The sequence below is a fragment of the Aestuariibius insulae genome, assembly GCF_040783535.2.
GTDB lineage: Bacteria > Pseudomonadota > Alphaproteobacteria > Rhodobacterales > Rhodobacteraceae > Aestuariibius > Aestuariibius insulae.
Genome location: NZ_JBFONW020000003.1, coordinates 452,734 through 468,004, shown reverse-complemented (window position 1 = coordinate 468,004; position 15,271 = coordinate 452,734). Strand labels below are relative to the sequence as shown.

Below are 15,271 nucleotides of genomic sequence, written 5' to 3'. Positions count from 1 at the left end.
GAATCCATGCCCAACTCGGACCCGCATCGCGAAAACCAGCCTCTCGAAGGACGTGGTATGACGACGGGTTTATTGCCGTGCCCGTGGTGTGGATCGCGTGATTTGATCATGCCGCCTCAGATGTATCGGATGTTTGGATTTGAGCAGGTCGGATGCAAGACCTGCGGCGCAAGCGGGCCACGACATCGCGAGGGTCGAGATATCGCGGACCTATGGAACCGCAGGTTCGTCCAGATGGCATTTGGCGGGGTTGGGGGTGCCAGATCTCAATTGCCGACGGTCATCGATGATTTCCAGATCCACGCCGAGGAGATGCAAGACGCGAAGTGGGGTCCGTCCCACGCGGCCAGATTGGCAGACCGCAGGGCGATTATCTGCAGTCGGTCGCCATGGATGCAGATGCGCGATTGGTTTGTGGGTCGGACAGATATCGAATTGATACTGCTGGTGATCTGCGCCTTCGCAACAGGGCTGCTCGCGTTTATCGCCGCCCAGGGGGTGCTCTGGTGACCGTTCAGGCACGCAGGGGTCGTAACACCCCCCTCCGGAGCGCCTCGCTGACCGGGGTTAGGGTCGCTCCGTACCGAGCGGAGCCGCGCACCCCTCCACCGCTCAGTGAGGCGCTCTGCAATTGGTGTGGCGGACAGCTACCTGATGGCAAAGCGCGCTATTGTTCCAGCCAGTGCCAAAAGGACTGGACCTCGTTCATTGCCGCCTTTGGCAAACGGATCGCACCTTGGCTTCTGATCACAAGAGCTCAGCGGCCCAGATCAGGAAAGCCCGCAGGGCCGTCCTACCCGGTCGCCATGAATCAGGTTCGTGACATGACCGATGAGGCGCTGAGCCGTCTTAACACCGCCCGACGTCAAGCGAAGGGGCGTTGAATGGCGAGCTCTAGATACCCCGATTCCATGATCAAGAAAGCTGTCGATCTGCGGGAGGAAGGTATGACCTACGCGGCCATCGGCAAGCAACTCGGGATGCCGCGCGCCTCCGTTCGATATCATTGCCTGCGCCTCGGAGCCGAGCCACCGTCACCATACAGGATCGCGGTAAGGGGTCCGATGGTCGTGAGACGTGGCAATCACGTAATCCGGCGCTTTAGCGAAGCGGACGACCGGCGGCTGATTAACATGCGTACTCAAGGCGCCACCCTTACGGCGATCGCAGACGCTCTTGATCGCAATGTCTCCTCCATCCTCGGCCGGCTGATGACGTTGGCACGTCACGAAGACCAGGCCGAACGCGCGAGGATCGCGGAGTTCCATCAATGATCGATCTAGTTGCCTTTCAGATCGGTATTGAGGCGATCAGCCTAGATCTCGTCAAAGTGGAGAGGCACAATTGCACCTGCAACCTGAGGCGAGAAGGGTCGCCGCTGTTGTTGGTTTGTTAGTCGAAGGTCAACGGTTTCAATTTCATTTGATAGGAGGAAGATTATGGAATTCATCTGGACTCTCGTTCTTTGTGCGGGACTGACAGTCGAAGGGGGCTGCGCCGAAAAAGAAGTCAGCGCGATGCCAAGCCTTCACGACTGTATGCTGGCGGCTCAGGCGGCGAAGGTAACCCGTGCCACGAACATGCAGACCTACGTGGTCTGCGAGCTGCGCAATGCCGACGTCATCGATAATCATCCGCGCTCATGGCGGATCGTCGAAGCTGACGAAACGCGCATCTGAGATCTGGGACCGATGGCTGCCTCCGAACGTCCATTGACGCCCGAGACGCTAGCGGACCGCTGGCAATGCTCGGCCGAAACAATCCGGCAGATGGTAAAGCGGGGTGAGTTGCGCGGATTTCGTGTTGGCCGCATGATCCGGATACCGATCGATGCCGTAGAGGAGCACGAATGCCAGATATCAGTCTTGGGCGCCTCAGAGGCGGCTTCTGCGTCTACTGGGATGATGCGGATTCCGGAAAGAGACGACGCCATCAGCTTAAAGCTGGCACCGTCCGTGAGGCCGAAGCGGAGGCAATAGAGGTCTATCGCCGAGAGACGTTCGTCGCACGCAAGTCAGCCCCAATTGTGTCGGAGATCTGGAACGCATACCGGGAGGATCTCGGCGACAAGCCGACAGCGATCACGATGGGTTGGACTGGAAAGGCGATCCTCCCGCACTTCGGCGCATTACGCTCTGACCTAATAGAGCGCTCCCACTGCCGCGCCTATGCGGACATGCGCATCACCGAGGGAAAAAGCATAGGAACTGTCCACACCGAGCTGGGACATCTGCAATCGGCCCTCAAATGGGCCGAAAAAGTGCGGATGATCGATCGTGCGACCCACATCTTCCGGCCAAGCAAGCCCGAATCCGACAAGCGAATCTTGTCTCGTGGTGAAGCGGCCGCCCTAATCGATGGAGCCTTCGAGCCCCACATCCGGTTGGCGATTATCCTTATGCTCGGAACCGCGGCGCGTATCGGGTCCCTGCTGGATCTGACTTGGGATCGCGTCAGCTTCGAGGGGAACAACATTAATTTGCGCTTACCCGACACTGTGACGCGCAAGGGACGCGCGAACGTGCCCATGAACGCAATGGTCCGCGCCGCTCTGTCCTCCGCGCAGGACGCCGCTTTAAGTGACTATGTGGTCGAATATGCCGGTGGTCCAATAAAGTCGATCCGCTCCGGCTTCCAAGGTGCTGTAGCGCGATCAGGCATCGGCCATATCCGAATCCACGACATTCGCCATACAGCGGCTGTCACGATGCTTTCGGAAGGCGTCAACATGACGAAGGTCTCGCAGATGCTTGGTCATTCCAACACCGCCACAACGTTCAAAGTCTACGGACGCTACCTCCCAGGCCACATGCAGGATGCTGCAGACGTCCTGGATTTCACCAGAATAAGGACCGCTTAAAGGGAGAACCAGTTCACTGAACCGGGAAACACTTCGCAAAATCCAGCTAAGTCTTTGATTTCATGGTGGGCGATGACGGGCTCGAACCGCCGACATCTTCGGTGTAAACGAAGCGCTCTACCAACTGAGCTAATCGCCCTCCAGACGCTGTCCTACCTTGCGCAAGAGGCAGGAGCAAGCGTCAGTCGAGCTCTGTGACGCAGCGGTTTGTGACATGATGAACGATGCCTTGGCTGGTCGCTCCGCGCGGCACTTTGGCGAGCGGGATCTCCAGCGCGAGGGAGCGGATCATCAGCGATGTGATGCCGTGGCAGACGATGACGGTGGGGGTCTGAAGGTCGTGCAGAAAGGCGCGGCATCGTGCCTTGAGGGAGGTGAGCCCCTCTCCTCCGGGCACGCTGTCATAGATTTTTACCCAATGATCTGAAGGATATGCGGCGGAAAAGGCCGAATGCATGTCGGGGACGAGCTGTCCCTCATTTTCCCCGACGCCAAGCTCCTTGAGACGGGCATCGGTGTGAATCTCGGGCAGAAGCGGAGCGACGGCAAGTGCGGCGGTCTGGACGGCGCGGCCCGATGGGCTGGAGAAGGCGCGCGCTTTGGTGAGGTCGCATTGGGCGAGGATCTCGCCTTGGCGGCGGGCCTGGGCCTCGCCCTTTTCGGTGAGCGGTGAGTTGAGGCTGCCCTGCATCCGGCCTTCGCGGTTCCAGACGGTCTCTCCGTGTCGCAAGAGCCAAAGATCGGGGTAATCGCTCATGGTCAACCCATTGAAAAGGCGCATCCTTTGGGGATGCGCCTTGGGAAACTGGTGGGTGATAAGGGATTTGAACCCCTGACATCTTCGATGTGAACGAAGCGCTCTACCACTGAGCTAATCACCCGTGTTGAGGCGCGGGAATAGCCAATTGCGGGATGCGGATCAAGTGGCGGTGCAGCTTCATTGACATCTTGCGATGCGGCACGTCAGCCTCTCTTCAAAACAGGGAGATTGATATGAGATACTGTCTTGCTTTTGCTGCACTTTTTATGCCGGTTACGGCGCTCGCCAATACGCTCGATCCCGAGCCGCGACTTGCGGTCATGTCGGCCTTCGCGCCGGAATGGCTGACACTTCAGGAGGGGCTGGAGGAGGCCGAGGCGCATGTCGTTAATGGCAACCGGTTCATCACCGGCACGCTTGAGGGGCAGCCGGTCGTTCTGTTTTTGTCAGGGATTTCAATGGTCAACGCGGCGATGACGACGCAGCTGGCGCTTGATCGGTTCGAGATCGAAGGCATCGTTTTCTCAGGAATTGCCGGAGGCGTGGATCCGGATCTGAATATCGGGGATGTCGTCGTGGCGGCGCAGTGGGGGCAGTATCTGGATGTCACTTTAGCGCGGGAGACGGAGGATGGATTTGCCATTCCGCCTTGGATGGGATCGGATTTTCCCAATTATAACATGATGTTCACCCGCAACCAGACCGTCCAGAGCAGTCGGTCAGATGAGCCTGAAACCAAGTTCTGGTTCGAGGTGGATGCAGACATGCTGGCCGTCGCCGAAGCTGTCGCGGCGGATCTGACGCTGGAGGACTGCAACGAGGAGAATGCGTGCCTGTCTGATCCGCCGCAGATCGTCGTCGGTGGCAATGGGGTTTCTGGGGCGGCCTTTGTTGACAATGCTGACTATAGATCCTTTGTTTTCAACACGTTCGAGGCGCGTGTCCTGGATATGGAGAGCGCCGCCGTGGCCCATGTCGCCTATGCCAATGAGGTGCCGTTCATCGCGTTCCGGTCCTTGTCGGATCTGGCCGGAGGGGGCGATGGAGAGAACGAGATGGGCACGTTCATGAGCCTCGCGGCGGTCAATTCGGCGGAGGTTGTGAAGGCGTTTCTGGCGGCTTGGGAGTAGGTTTCGGAGCGATAGGTTAATGCCGCCGGAGAGGGCGAAACGGGCTTTCGGTATCCGGTCGGTATCACGTCGGTATTTGGTCGGTGGTTTTGCGGAAGGTGGGGCGTTTAACGAAGCGTGCGGAACGAAACCGCGCGCAACATTGGAAACAAACTGCAGCCCAGCTCTATCATTGTTGAAAAGCTTGAAGAAGCGGACGACGCGCAGCGCGGACACCCCTTCTCCACGAAAAAGGGCGCCGCAACGGGCGCCCTTTTGAGACTATCTTAACTGAGATCAGTGATGGGCAGCCGCGCCCCCGCCTTCGGCGTTCTGAGCGGCGGCGGCCGCTGCTGCCTCTTCGGCGGCTTCGTCCCAGTCGATCGCGTCCGGCGTTTCGACCAGCGCATGCTCCAGCACTTCTGAGACGTGGCTGACGGGGACGATAGTCAGCCCCTCTTTCACGTTATCCGGGATCTCGGCCAGATCCTTTTCATTCTCCTGCGGGATCAGCACCGTCTTGATGCCGCCGCGCAGAGCCGCGAGAAGCTTCTCCTTCAGGCCGCCGATCGGCAGCGCGTTGCCGCGCAGGGTGACTTCGCCTGTCATGGCGATGTCGCGGCGGATCGGGATCTGCGTCAGGACCGAGACGATGGCCGTGGTCATCGCAAGGCCTGCTGATGGGCCGTCCTTCGGGGTTGCGCCTTCGGGCACGTGGACGTGGATGTCCCAATTTTCCATCCGGGGCGGTTTGACCCCGATCTTGGGCGCGATGGACCGTGTGTAGGAGGAAGCGGCGTCGATGCTTTCCTTCATGACATCGCCGAGTTTCCCCGTCGTCTTCATGCGGCCTTTGCCGGGAAGGCGTAGCGCCTCGATCGAGAGCAGCTCCCCCCCTACGGACGTGTAGGCAAGCCCCGTGACGACGCCGATCTGATCCTCAAGCTCTGCCAGACCGTAGCGGTACTTTTTCACGCCGAGATAGTCGTCGAGGTTGTCGGTCGTGATCTCGACGTGGTCGACCTCTTTCTTGACGATTTTGGTGACGGCTTTCCGCGCCAGCTTGGCCAGTTCCCGTTCGAGGTTCCGCACGCCCGCCTCGCGGGTATAGACGCGGATCATCTCCTTGAGCGCGTCGTCGGTGAGCGAGAACTCCTTGTCCTTGAGCCCGTGGTTCTTGAGCTGCTTGGACAGCAGGTGCTGCTTGGCGATCTCGGTCTTCTCGTCCTCGGTGTAGCCGGCGAGCGGAATAATCTCCATCCGGTCCAGAAGCGGGCCCGGCATGTTGTAGGAGTTCGCCGTCGTCAGGAACATCACGTTCGAAAGGTCGTATTCCACCTCGAGATAGTGATCGACGAAGGTCGAGTTCTGCTCGGGGTCGAGCACCTCGAGCATCGCCGAGGCCGGATCGCCTCGGAAATCCTGACCCATCTTGTCGATTTCATCGAGCAGGATGAGCGGGTTCGTGGTCTTGGCTTTTTTCAGCGCCTGGATGATCTTGCCGGGCATGGAGCCGATATAAGTCCGGCGGTGGCCGCGGATCTCGCTCTCGTCGCGCACGCCGCCGAGCGAGATGCGGATAAACTCGCGCCCCGTGGCCTTGGCGACCGATTTGCCAAGCGAGGTCTTACCGACGCCTGGAGGGCCGACGAGGCACATAATCGGGCCTTTGAGCTTTTTGGAGCGCTGCTGAACGGCGAGATATTCGACGATCCGTTCCTTGACCTTCTCGAGCCCGTAATGGTCGTTATCGAGGACCTTCTGGGCATGACCCAGATCCTTCTTGGTGCGCGATTTGACTCCCCATGGGATCGACAGCATCCAGTCGAGGTAGTTGCGCACGACCGTGGCTTCGGCAGACATCGGGCTCATATTCTTGAGCTTCTTGATCTCGCCTTCGGCTTTTTCGCGGGCTTCCTTGGACAGCTTGGTGTCCTCGACGCGCTGCTCGAGCTCGGCGACCTCGTTCTGGCCATCCTCGCCGTCGCCCAGTTCCTTCTGGATCGCCTTCATCTGTTCGTTGAGATAGTATTCGCGCTGCGTCCGCTCCATCTGGGATTTGACGCGGGTCTTGATCTTCTTCTCGACCTGCATGACGGACATCTCGCCCTGCATCAGGCCATAGATCCGCTCCAGCCGTTCGGAGACGGAAAGCGTCTCGAGCAGCTCTTGCTTCTGGCCGACTTCGACGCCGAGATGACCCGCCACCAGATCGGCGAGCTTGGCCGGTTCGGTCGCATCGCCGACGGCGGCGAGCGCCTCTTCGGGGATGTTCTTCTTGATCTTGGAATAGCGTTCGAACTCACCGCCGACAGAGCGGACGAGCGCCTCGGTCGCGGCGGGATCGCCGGGCGTTTCCTCGAGCGGCTCGCAGGAGGCTTCGAAGAAGTCGTCGTTTTCCAGGTAACCAGTGATCGACACGCGGCCCTTGCCTTCGACCAGGACCTTCACGGTGCCGTCGGGCAGTTTGAGAAGCTGGAGGACATTGGCCAGAACGCCGGTCTTGTAGATCCCCTCTTCCGACGGGTCGTCATCGGCGGGATCGATCTGGGACGACAGCAGGATTTGCTTGTCATCGGCCATAACCTCTTCCAGCGCCTTCACCGACTTCTCGCGGCCCACGAAGAGCGGCACGATCATATGCGGGAAGACGACAATGTCCCGGAGCGGCAGCACCGGGTAAGAGGACGCGAGGGGTTGTGTCATAGGGACATCCTTTTGATCGCAGGAAAGGCCTGACCCCGGTTTCGGCAGTCGTCGGACTTTCCCCGTAAGCCACCAGACTTGGGGTATCGATCTGGCTGTTTCAACCGCATCTATGCCATTTGATCGATATCGATGTAAGGGGTCTTGCTGCCACAGGCGGGGGTGATGACTGCGGAATGGTGGGGTTAATCGGATGTCAGCAAAAACGGTGTATGTTATGAAGGCGGTCCCTTTGCAGGTTGATTTTCGCCTGCAAAAGGTCCGAATTTGCGTGTAAGGCATGCGGATGCGTAAGGAGATCGCTGCGATGAACGAAACCACGCCTGTTACCGCCATAGCCGCCGATGACGAGTTCGGGAAGGCAGAAATGCCGGTCAATGAATTGCTGGTGATCGCCGCGCGGCGCAGTGGCAAATCGCCAATCGCGCTGGGCCGGGAATTCTCGCGTCTTTATAATGCGGGAAGCATGCTGAGCATGAAGGATTTCGTGCGTCATTCGCTTTGGGATACGGAGCGACACGGGGAGGATGGCGCGCAACGCTTTGTTGGCTCGCGATCGGTCTGGCCGATTTCGCATACGGTCAATGACAAAGACTGGTTTCGGGTTCCCGAAGACAAGTACATCATGGATCTGCTGTGCCAGGCGGAGGGGATCCCGCTGCCCAATACGGTCGGGATCATCGACGATTCCGCGCGGAGCTATGCGGGTACGCCCAAGATCGACACCGCGGAGAAGCTGCGGGATCTGGTACTTTCCCATCCGCCGGGGGCGCTGTTTGCAAAGACGCTGGGGGGGCTGATCGGCCGCGGGGTCATGGTGATCGAAGAGGCGGACGACACCACGATCAAGCGGACCGGGGCAGATCCGGTGACCTATGAGGCCTTCCTGAAGGAGGTTCTGTCCGAGGAGCCCTATGTGTTGCAGGAGCGGCTCGACAATCACGAGGCATTGGCGCCCTATTGCTCGGGGCTGACGACGATCCGGTTTCCCAATCTCGTGCGCGGCTCGGAGATCTGGCAGCCTTGCGTGGCGATGAAGCTGACCACGGCGGGCAATATCGCCTGTGCCTTCTGGCGTCCGGGCAATCTGTGCTGCGAGATCGATCATGCGACGGGGGAGGTTATCCGCATCGGAAAGAGCGACGGGTTGGTCACCGAGTATATCGAGGATCATCCCGATGTTCCGGGCCTGATGGGTCTAAAACTGCCGCATTGGGACGAGATGAAAGACATCAACGAGCGGACCGCGCGTGTCTTCGGGGCGATCCCCTATCAATCGACGGATCTGGCGATCACTCCCTCCGGCCCTGTTCTTGTGGAGTCAAATTACGCGGGCAGTTTCGACGTTCTTCAGAACGCAACAGGACGCGGGCTGCTGAGCGACGAGGTAAAGGCGTTCTTTCGCAAAAATGGCTACGACTTTGACAATCCGCCGAAGCTGGCGAAGGAGACAAAAAAGAAGAAGTTTCTCGGTCTGTTTTAAGGGTATTCGCCCGCAGGCCAGGTCAAAGCGGCTCGATATCGCCTTGCGCTCGCAGCTTGTGGAAATCGGCCTCCCAGGCGTCGAAGCGGCCCTCGGCAATGGCGGCGCGCATGCCGGACATGATTTCCTGAAAATAATGCAGGTTGTGCCAGGTCAGGAGCATGCCCGAGATCATCTCCTGGGCGCGGAAGACGTGGTGCAGATAGGCGCGGGAATAGCTTTTGCAGGCTGGACAGGTACAGCTCTCGTCCAAAGGGCGCGGGTCGTCCTGGTGGCGGGCATTCTTGATGTTGACGACGCCGCGCCGCGTGAAGGCCTGCCCCGTGCGGCCTGACCGGGACGGCAGGACGCAGTCTATCATGTCGATGCCGCGCTTGACGGCGCCGACGATGTCGTCCGGTTTGCCCACGCCCATCAGGTAGCGGGGCCTATCCTCGGGCAGTTGATCGGGTGCGTAGTCGAGAACGCCGAACATAGCCTCCTGCCCTTCGCCGACGGCGAGGCCTCCGATGGCGTAGCCCTCAAAGCCAATAGCGCGCAGGGCCTCCGCGCTTTCGCCGCGCAGGTCCTGTTCGAGCCCGCCCTGCTGGATCCCGAAGAGCGCGTGGCCGGGGCGATCTCCGAAGGCCTCACGCGAGCGGGCGGCCCAGCGCATCGAAAGGCGCATGCTATCTGCGATGCGTTCGCGATCGGCGGGGAGCGCGGGGCATTCGTCGAAGCACATGACGATGTCGGAGCCGAGGAGCCGCTGGATTTCCATCGAGCGTTCGGGCGTCAGACGATGCTTGGAGCCGTCGATATGGGATTTAAAGGTGACGCCATCCTCGTCGAGTTTTCGCAGAGCGCCCAGCGACATGACCTGAAAGCCGCCTGAATCGGTGAGGATCGGTCTGTCCCAGTTCATGAAGCGGTGCAGGCCGCCGAGACGCTCCACCCGCTCGGCCGTGGGACGCAGCATCAGGTGATAGGTATTGCCCAGCAGGATATCGGCGCCGGTCGCGCGGACGCTTTCAGGCAGCATTGCTTTGACCGTACCTGCGGTGCCCACGGGCATGAAGGCAGGGGTGCGGATCTCCCCCCTCGGGGTGGAGATCACGCCGGTGCGGGCCCTGCCGTCGGTGGCGTCAAGGGAGAAGGAGAAGCGGTCGGTCACGCGCGTGTTTTGCCCGATCAGGCGCGGAGGGCCAAGCGCAGATCGCGCGCGAGATCGGAAAATCAGCTTACATTTGGCCGGTATAGGTTGCAGCTTCGGTGAGATCGGCCAGACATTCCTCCGCCTTCTCCATTACCTCGCGATTGACGTCGTTCACGAAAAGCCAGTTGTCGAAGAAGTCGCCGGATCTTTCTGTGTTCGACTCCTGAAATTTGGGGTATTTCTCGACCAGATCAGAGTAGATCCTGTTGATGTGGTTTCCGACCTTTCGTCCAGGATCGTAGTAATTGACGCCGGATTTCGGATAATTCGGTGAGCTTGGCATGACATTGATCGGATCACGGCGCTGCAAGACCATTTCAGGCGCATAGGGACCATCGGGCTGCTTTCGCATTTCCATACCGTAGACATCGACGGTATCGCGATCCAGAATATCATAGAGATAGAACAGCAATTCGAATTTGGGCTCGAGCGCCTTACCATCGACAAATGGGACCGGATAAAGAAGCGGAATACCCGAGAAGATTTCACCCAAGACAGCGGCAGATTCGTCGGTCAATTCGGGATCCTGCCCGATGGCGGTGAAGATCGTCTCCCATCGATCGAAGTTGGCGCGAATGAACTTTCGGAAATTGGAGCGATAATAGCCGGGATCGAGCGCAACTTGGGCGGTTTCCAGATCCACGCATTTTGCCGCTTCGGCCTGCTCCGCAAAAATCTTGGCACGCATGTAGAACGAGCCATATCCGAACAGATCGCCAGTGACTCGTGCCCCGCCATAGGTCAAGGTGCTGACAACCTTGTCGCCTGCATAGCTGATGCCCTGATAGCCGATATTGTTCGACCAACCGCGCTTGAACCGGGTGTTCGAGATCACTCTCAACATCGAGCGGGAGTTCTTGAGGCCGCTGGAGACGCGCATAGAGGCATAGCCTCTGGCAAGCCAGGCTCCGGCGCCCGCGCCCGCCACTGCCACCGGGGCGAGCGCTGCAAGGGCTGCAAGTGAGACGATTGTCAGAAGATCGACCCCGATCTGCTCGAACTTCGCCTGCTCGTCATAGGCACCCTTACGATTGTCCAAAGCTTTTTCAAAAGCGTCCGTCATTGGCCCATAGATATTGGACATATAGTCCTTTTCAGCTCTATTCAGCTTGATCAACAGATCCATAAAGACTGGATGCGTCGGCTTGGCAGCCATTTCAATATCCTCCAATTCAACTTCTGCGCAGGTCAAATTCCGCAGAGTATTTTATTTCAATGTCTCATCGCACCGTGAAAAGACGGTGGATCGTCTTTGACTGAACTCATTGCCTTAAGACCAAATGTCCTTGAGGCGGTACCGTATCTGTCACACCCGCGGATGTCCGGCTTGCCTGGCGGTGTTCGATCTCCTCGAAAACCAACCTGTAGGCGGCGCCTCTTTCCCGCGTCAACCGGACGTTAGGTCAGCGGATCTGCCGAGACAACCGGGAAAAGCCGGTGCGAAGGGCCCCTTGGGCGTCTGTCTGCAGCGCTTGCAAGCGTGCCGGATGCCGGACCTTTCTGACCGGGCTGCCGCCTGTTACATCGAACCTACCAGATCGCGGACGGTCCGGAACAGCCAAGGAGCCACGCCATGTCCAAGACCATTGCCCTGGGATGGGAGGAGTGGCTTGCGCTGCCCGATCTGGGTCTTCCGGCCATCAAGGCCAAGATTGATACGGGCGCGCGCACCTCGGCGCTGCATGCTTTCGATATCGAGCCCTTCGGATCGGCGGCCAAGCCCAAGGTCCGCTTTGCTGTGCATCCGGTGCCGGGGCGGGAGGATCTCGTGATCCCCTGCTCGGCCCCCGTGATCGACCGACGCGAGGTGACCTCGTCCAATGGCGAGGCCGAGCTGCGCTATGTCATCGAGACCGAGCTGTCGGTCGATGGCAGGAGCTGGCCGATCGAAGTGACCCTGACCGATCGAGGCAACATGGCCTACCGGATGCTGCTGGGACGGCAGGCGCTGGCCGAGGATGTGACGGTTCAGCCGTCGGAGAGCTTTCTGCAGCCTGAGCTGAGCTATGACGTCTACAGCTCTTCGCGCATTAAGGCGGCGGCGCCGCGCAGGGCGCTGCGCATCGCCGTTCTGTCACGCGAGGTCGGCAATTATTCGACCACGCGGCTGGTGGCTGAGGGGGAAAAACACGGGCACGAGGTCGAGGTGATCGACACGTTGCGCTGTTACATGGCGATCAATGCGATGGCGCCCGAAGTGCATTACGACGGCAAGCGGTTGCCGCGCTACGACGCGGTGATCCCGCGGATCGGGGCGTCGATCACGAATTACGGGACCGCTGTCGTGCGTCAGTTCGAGACGCTGGGGACCCATTGCGTGAACGGCTCCGAAGGGATCACAGCCAGCCGGGACAAGCTGCATGCCCACCAGATCCTGGCGCGGCACCGGATCGGGATGCCGACGACGGCCTTTGCCGCCTCTCCGCATGACACGGATAATCTGATGGGGTTGGTGGGGACGGCTCCGTTGATCGTGAAGTTGCTGGAATCGACGCAAGGCAAGGGCGTTGTGCTGGCTGAGACCAAGAAGGCGGCGCAGTCGGTGATCGATGCCTTCCGGGGGCTGAAGGCGTCGTTTCTGGTTCAGGATTTCGTCAAGGAAGCGGCGGGCGAGGATATCCGCTGTCTGGTAATCGGATCGAAGGTCGTCGCCTCGATGAAGCGGACGGCGGGCGGCGATGACTTCCGGTCGAACCTGCATCGCGGCGGGACGGCCAAATCGGTCCGGATCACCAAAGAGGAGCGTGAGGCCGCGATCAAGGCGGCGAAGGCCTTCAAGCTGGGCGTGGCAGGCGTGGATCTGCTGCGCGCGGAGAGCGGCCCGAAGGTGCTGGAGGTAAACTCCTCCCCCGGGTTGGAGGGGATCGAGAAGGCGAGCGGCAAGAATATCGCCGGACTGATCATCGAGGGGATCGAAAAGCGCGCCCTGCCCCGCCCGGTGCGGGCGCGGAAAGGCTAGAATTTTCGCGCCGACAGAAGGTTGGCGAAATCGTCGGTCCAGATCCGTTTGCCGTCACCCTTGATCGGCGTCCAGTCGGCGGTTTGCTGAAGCGCCTCGATCCAGTCAGGATCAGGCGACATTACAAGGACGTCGGAGGGGTTGCGGCCCTCATTTTCGTCGAGCGTCAGATCGGGGCGGTCTCGTCGGATCGCCATCTGCAGACCGAGCGCATCGCCGATGCGGGCCAGGGGGGCGGAAAGATCGTAGTAGCGGTTGGAGATGTGAAAGACGAGAAGGCCGTCCTTGGCGATGCGGTCGCGATAGAGCTGCACGGCTTCTTTGGTAACCAGATGGATCGGGACAAAGTCGGAACTGTAGGCGTCGAGATAAAGGATGTCGTAGGCCCTCTCCTGATCGCGCAGGACGATGCGAGCGTCTCCCAGATGTGTGGGCGCATCCGGTGTGCACTCTGAGAGGAACCCGAAAAGAGCCGGATCTCGCGCGACGCGGTCAACGGTTTCGTCGATCTCGTAGAATTCCCAGCTTTGGCCCGGGATGGCATAGCAGGCGAGCGAGCCGACGCCGAGCCCCAGCACTCCGACGCTGTCCGATGCCTGACCGCGCCCGCTTTGGATTATTTGCGCCATGGGGCCGCCCGGATGGTAATAGGACAGCGGGGTGGGACGCATGTCGATTTCGTCCGTGTGCTGCATGCCGTGGATCGTATTACCGTTGACATAGACACGTAGGCCGTCCCGGTCGCCCACCCGGTGCGATCCGAAGAAGCTGCGATCGGTGAAGAGGGTTTCCCCGGTCTCCAATGTGCTTTCGAACGCGAAGAAGAGGCCGGTGACCGCCAAAGGAGCGAGCGCTGCTTTGCGGAAGACCAGCAGGCCCGATGATGCTGCAACGATCAGAATGAATGCGGTTGCGGTTGCGGGCGGCATGCCGAAGGCAAACACCGTTGCAACCCATGCGGCCAAAAGCACGGCGCCAATCAGGATGCCGATGGCAAGCGATCTGGCGCCTCGCCCGTTTGAGGCGATGGCATAGGCGGCAGCGGCAGCGAGGATGGAGAGCGGGACCTCCAGCATCGTGTCGAAGAGGCTGGGGGCAATGATCGAGTTGAAAAGACCGCCAAGCGCGCCTCCGACCGACATGGTGACATAAAAGACCGTGAGATCCTCTGCGGATGGGCGGCTGTCATACAGGCGGTGGTGACAGAACACCGCGATGCAAAAGAACGCCGCGATTAGAAAAACGGCAATCAGAACGGTGCCTGAGGGTGCAAAGACCGAGCTTGCGCAGATTGTCAGGACCACCAGCGAAACCAGCGTGACGGCAGTGAGGCCGCGCCTTACGGCATGCGAGAGGCTGCGGAAGGCGATGACGAACGAGAGCAGGTAAAGCGAGAGCGGTACGACCCAGATGAGGGGGATCGCGCCGAGATCGGTGCTGATCTTGGTCGTGATCGCCAGCATCAGGGAGGACGGCACGAAAGACAGGAGGAGCCAGAGCCCGATCTGGCGGGGTGTAATCATGATATGCGAGAGACCGGCGGGAATGGACGGCATTCGCCGCCCTGTTGCGGCCAAACCGCCGCTGGCGGCCAGGAGCGCGCCGAGACCGATGAACCCGATGGCCCATGCCGCTCCGATCCGGGACATGCCGAAGAGCGGTTCGGCCAGGAGCGGGAAGGCCAGCAGAGCCAGAAGCGAGCCGATATTGCTGGCGCCGTAAAGAAAATACGGATCCTCGGCACGTGGACCGCCGGACCGGGCATACCACGCCTGAAGGAGCGGCGAGTTGGCCGACAGAAGCGCGAAGGGAACGCCGACGCCAAAGGCAAAGAGGGTCAGGGTTTGGAGAACCGTGGATCGACCGGGGTCGTAGAGCCAGCCTTCGTGGATAGAGAGCGGCAGGAAGAGGAGCGCCACGGCCCAAATGCCAAGATGGACGAACGGCTGGATGCGGATCGGGACGTGCCGGGTCAGAACATGCGCGTAGACATAGCCCAAAAGCAGGGTGACCTGGAAGAAAAGCATCGCCGTTGTCCAGACAGCGGGCGCGCCGCCAATCTCGGGCAGGACGAGGCGGGCAAAGAGGGGCTGAACGAAAAAGAGCAGGCCGGCGCTGAGGAAAATCGTCGCGGTAAAAATCACCGGAGCCAGGCGGCGGTCCAGGCGCGCGTTTGAGGTAGCTTGGGTTTCTGTCACG

Annotated in this window: 12 protein-coding genes, 2 tRNA genes and 1 pseudogene; 8 read left to right on the top strand and 7 right to left on the bottom strand. The window is 60.1% G+C overall.

The window, feature by feature from the left end:
- Window positions 1–6: 6 nt before the first annotated feature.
- The 5 genes and pseudogenes from AAD018_RS11400 to AAD018_RS11380 all read left to right on the top strand — a co-directional run bounded on the left by AAD018_RS11400 (window position 7) and on the right by AAD018_RS11380 (window position 2,860).
- The gene (locus AAD018_RS11400) at window positions 7–510 is read left to right on the top strand and encodes a Lar family restriction alleviation protein (protein ID WP_412005258.1); all 504 of its coding nucleotides are present in this window, start codon (window positions 7–9) and stop codon (window positions 508–510) included.
- 401 nt (window positions 511–911) lie between these two features.
- Window positions 912–1,274: a hypothetical protein gene (locus tag AAD018_RS11395; RefSeq protein ID WP_412005257.1), complete on the top strand. Its 363-nt coding sequence runs from the start codon at window positions 912–914 to the stop codon at window positions 1,272–1,274.
- Window positions 1,275–1,439: 165 nt separating this feature from the next.
- Window positions 1,440–1,679 carry a hypothetical protein gene (locus AAD018_RS11390; protein ID WP_367316185.1) on the top strand — a complete coding sequence of 80 codons (240 nt, stop codon included), beginning with the start codon at window positions 1,440–1,442 and terminating at the stop codon, window positions 1,677–1,679.
- 12 nt (window positions 1,680–1,691) lie between these two features.
- Window positions 1,692–1,835 (top strand): annotated as a pseudogene (locus AAD018_RS11385) (helix-turn-helix domain-containing protein); the annotation flags it as partial.
- Between the two features lie 14 nt (window positions 1,836–1,849).
- Entirely contained in the window at window positions 1,850–2,860 is a 1,011-nt protein-coding gene (locus AAD018_RS11380) for a tyrosine-type recombinase/integrase (protein WP_367316184.1), read from the top strand.
- 63 nt (window positions 2,861–2,923) lie between these two features.
- Here the strand turns inward: AAD018_RS11380 and AAD018_RS11375 are convergent.
- The 3 genes from AAD018_RS11375 to AAD018_RS11365 all read right to left on the bottom strand — a co-directional run bounded on the left by AAD018_RS11375 (window position 2,924) and on the right by AAD018_RS11365 (window position 3,741).
- A tRNA-Val gene (locus AAD018_RS11375) sits at window positions 2,924–2,999 on the bottom strand.
- A gap of 42 nt (window positions 3,000–3,041) precedes the next feature.
- A complete protein-coding gene (locus AAD018_RS11370) occupies window positions 3,042–3,617 on the bottom strand; it encodes a histidine phosphatase family protein (protein WP_367316183.1) in 576 nt (191 codons plus the stop codon).
- A 49-nt stretch (window positions 3,618–3,666) separates the two neighbouring features.
- Window positions 3,667–3,741, bottom strand: a tRNA-Val gene (locus tag AAD018_RS11365).
- 112 nt (window positions 3,742–3,853) lie between these two features.
- Between AAD018_RS11365 and AAD018_RS11360 the strand changes: the two genes are divergently transcribed.
- Entirely contained in the window at window positions 3,854–4,750 is an 897-nt protein-coding gene (locus AAD018_RS11360) for a 5'-methylthioadenosine/S-adenosylhomocysteine nucleosidase (RefSeq protein ID WP_367316182.1), read from the top strand.
- A 276-nt stretch (window positions 4,751–5,026) separates the two neighbouring features.
- Here the strand turns inward: AAD018_RS11360 and lon are convergent, their stop codons facing one another.
- Window positions 5,027–7,435 (bottom strand): endopeptidase La, encoded by a 2,409-nt coding sequence (gene lon / locus AAD018_RS11355; RefSeq protein WP_367316181.1) that lies wholly within the window; start codon window positions 7,433–7,435, stop codon window positions 5,027–5,029.
- A gap of 286 nt (window positions 7,436–7,721) precedes the next feature.
- Between lon and AAD018_RS11350 the strand changes: the two genes are divergently transcribed.
- Window positions 7,722–8,918 carry a sugar-transfer associated ATP-grasp domain-containing protein gene (locus AAD018_RS11350; RefSeq protein ID WP_412005256.1) on the top strand — a complete coding sequence of 399 codons (1,197 nt, stop codon included), beginning with the start codon at window positions 7,722–7,724 and terminating at the stop codon, window positions 8,916–8,918.
- Window positions 8,919–8,940: 22 nt separating this feature from the next.
- On the opposite strand, the gene tgt is transcribed toward AAD018_RS11350, so the two are convergent.
- Both tgt and AAD018_RS11340 read right to left on the bottom strand, forming a co-directional pair.
- Window positions 8,941–10,071, bottom strand: coding sequence for a tRNA guanosine(34) transglycosylase Tgt (tgt, locus tag AAD018_RS11345; RefSeq protein ID WP_367316179.1), 1,131 nt, complete (start codon window positions 10,069–10,071; stop codon window positions 8,941–8,943).
- Window positions 10,072–10,138: 67 nt separating this feature from the next.
- Complete coding sequence (locus tag AAD018_RS11340) at window positions 10,139–11,239, bottom strand: hypothetical protein (protein ID WP_412005255.1); 1,101 nt, start codon at window positions 11,237–11,239, stop codon at window positions 10,139–10,141.
- A 447-nt stretch (window positions 11,240–11,686) separates the two neighbouring features.
- Between AAD018_RS11340 and rimK the strand changes: the two genes are divergently transcribed.
- Entirely contained in the window at window positions 11,687–13,072 is a 1,386-nt protein-coding gene (rimK, locus tag AAD018_RS11335) for a 30S ribosomal protein S6--L-glutamate ligase (RefSeq protein WP_367316177.1), read from the top strand.
- Here rimK and AAD018_RS11330 read toward each other — a convergent pair.
- Window positions 13,069–15,270: a transporter gene (locus tag AAD018_RS11330; protein ID WP_367316176.1), complete on the bottom strand. Its 2,202-nt coding sequence runs from the start codon at window positions 15,268–15,270 to the stop codon at window positions 13,069–13,071. The two genes, rimK and AAD018_RS11330, sit on opposite strands and share 4 nt — an antisense overlap.
- Between the last annotated feature and the right edge of the window lies 1 nt (window position 15,271).